We start from the raw sequence: 336 nt of genomic DNA on the forward strand, positions 1-336 counted from the left end.
CGGAGTGGACCCCGCACCCGTCGTACGGGGCCGAGCCGGAAACCCGGTCCGCCCCCGCCAGGGGATCCGTGGACAACCCGGGGCCCGACACCGAGCTGGACCTCGTCCTGGACCTGGCCCCCGGCGACCGGGCCGCCTCGGCCACCTTCTCCGTGCCCGTACCCGGCCCCACCCCCGCCCCCGCGCCGCAGACCACCGCGACCACCGCGACCGCCCCGGCCAGTGCCACCCCGGCCAACGCCACCGCGACGACCACCCCGTACCCCGGCCGCCCCCACCAGGCTAATATACACCACAGCCAGCCCCCGCGGCCCGCAGAAATCGGGGTTGAGGTGG

General features: G+C 76.8%; 1 pseudogene. It reads right to left on the reverse strand.

Going from position 1 to position 336, the window contains the following annotated elements:
- Window positions 1-256, reverse strand: a pseudogene (locus JS521_RS36120) (hypothetical protein); the annotation flags it as partial.
- Window positions 257-336: the final 80 nt, after the last annotated feature.

It is taken from the genome of Streptomyces durocortorensis (assembly GCF_016901035.1).
GTDB classification, from domain to species: Bacteria; Actinomycetota; Actinomycetes; order Streptomycetales; family Streptomycetaceae; genus Streptomyces; species Streptomyces durocortorensis.